The organism is Aquimarina algiphila (assembly GCF_947494415.1).
Lineage (GTDB): Bacteria > Bacteroidota > Bacteroidia > Flavobacteriales > Flavobacteriaceae > Aquimarina > Aquimarina algiphila.
The window spans coordinates 1-2,436 of record NZ_CANLVC010000021.1 but is presented as its reverse complement, the minus strand read 5'-3'; the positions used below and the strand labels follow the sequence as shown (position 1 = coordinate 2,436).

General features: G+C 30.7%; 1 protein-coding gene. It reads right to left on the bottom strand.

Translation table 11 applies throughout. The features are described 5' to 3' along the window. The coding region (locus PQF96_RS28570; RefSeq protein ID WP_271770476.1) for a tetratricopeptide repeat protein at positions 1-2,271 on the bottom strand (2,271 nt) is incomplete at its 3' end. Positions 2,272-2,436: the final 165 nt, after the last annotated feature.

Here is a 2,436-nt window from a genome sequence, read left to right as displayed (position 1 = left end):
CACATAGGTACTACTATCAGCAGTAAAAAACTCTACTACTGTTGTGCGTTCATTTAACTTCTTTTGAATATCAGCAACCGATACAATACTATTCTCATGCTTAAGTTGGTAATACTTGGGATATTTTTTTTCTAAAATAGCAGTGAGTGAGTCTTGTCTTCTATTGATCTCGAAGAGTTTGTTCTCATAGGTAGTGATTTTTAAAGAATCTATTTTTTGAGAAGATCGCTCCTCGCTAACTTTAGATTGATAAAACGCTTTATCGATTCGTAATTCTTTTTCTAAGACTAACATATCATTTGGTAAGCCTGTAAAATTTTTCGCATTGGCTTCACTAAGCAATTCTTTAAGCGTATTGGCTTTACTTTTCTCGGCATAATAAAATGCGCGCTCCAAAATACTTTTCTCTTTTTGGGTAGCGTACCATAACAATTGTGTTTGTATTGCGCCTTGATAGATCGCTTTTGCTTTTTGAGCAAAAGCTACTTTATCCTGATAGGTAGTAAAACTTTGCCTGATATCATTAATTAATGCATCTGCTTTTTTATAGATAGCTATAGCTTGATTAAGGTCATCACTATTATTACTTTCTCGATACAAGTGGATATAGGTTTTGGCTGTGCCTGCTAACGTGGTTAATATTATGTTTGGGTTTAAATATCGATTCGAACCTGTATTTGCTTCGATAGCCTTTTTATAATATAGTAAGCTATTTTTATAGTCATTTTGAGTTACATATACATTTGCCATATCGTTATACAGCAGTGCTACTTTTGGGTGATATGCTCCAAACATTTTTTGCCTTATTCTTAACGCTTTTTGATAGTTTTCTAATCCTAATTTGTATTCTTTTTTACTCTCATAAATATTTCCAAAATTCACATAAGAATCTGCTACATCAGGATGGTATTCCCCAAATATGTTTTGTCGTATTGTTAACGCTTTTTTTGTATTAGATAAGGCTTTATTATATTCTTCTTTTATGATATACAACATACCAATATCATTATATGAATCTGCTATATGAGAATGGTTTTGATCAAAAATATTTTTTCGTATAATTAATGCTTCATTATAATAATCCAGAGCTTCATCATAATCCCCTTTTAATCTATATATATTTCCAATATTGTTATAGTTCAGAGCAATATGTTTATTATTCACTCCTCTTTCAAAATTAGTATGAAGTGCTTTTATACAATATTCTAAGGCTTTATCATATTCACCTTTATATTTATAAATAACTCCAACATTATTATAAACTGAAAAGTGATATCTTTTTTTATCCCGTTCAGGTATGTTTTTTTCAATATCAATTGCTTGATTATAATAAGTCAATGCCGTATTATAATCTCCTTTTGTCTTATAACAAATTCCTATAATGTTAAGAGCATCGATAAGAATATTATGTTTTTCCCCATAAATACCAACTAGAATAGATAAGTTTTTTTCTAAATAAGGAATCGCTTTATCATAAACCCCTTTCTTTTGATATATCCAACCAATTACACGATAACATACAGCCACATCTTTATGTTTTTCCCCAAGCTTTTTTATTCTTATTGATAATGCCTTATTTAAATAAGGCAATGCCTTTTCATATTCTTCTTTTCTATCGTAGGTTAAGCCAAGTCTAAAATAAGAACTTCCGGTTTCTATGTGATCAAGCCCTAATTTCTCTTCTTTTATTGCTATATCTTTTTTATAATATTTTAATGCCTCATTATATTTTCGATTCATAAGAAGTGTATTTCCTATATTCAAACAGGAACCAGCAACAAACAAATGGTTCTCAGGAAAAATCGTTAATTTAATTTTTAACCCTTTTTGATAATACAATAAAGCCTTTTCATAATTTAATCTTTTACTATAATAGTATTGCCCAATATTATCATACCCATATGCTTCCTCTCGATTATTTTTTGGTAAATATCGATCACTAATCGCTAAAGCTTGCTTTGCATTAGCTAATGATTCTTTATACTTTTTATCTCTCCATTGGCATTCAGAAATTTTATTATAAGATCGTGCTAAGCGTTCCCAGCTTTTAGCTTTGGTATAAATAGGTAGTGCTTTTTTAAAATAGACCACTGCACTATCTAGTTTTCTATGGGTTAATAAGGTATCGGCTTTTGCAAAATATTGAGATGCAGGTATGGTGTCGACTGTGGTTTGAGTATGGCCAATAGTGGTGGATAAAAAGAGCATACAACATAGTATCCATAATAGTATGGGGGTTGTTTGTGATATGGGTATTATGTTGGTGGTCATGATGTATTATTCTTTTATATTTATTACCCTTCGACAGGCTCAGGGTGACAAGCGTTTTTCTTCATTTTTTTTATACCAAAACCCTATCAACAACATTCCTACACATCCTAATCCTAGTATCCAATACCATAATGATGTACTCTCAAAATGCATGGGTGCTGCATC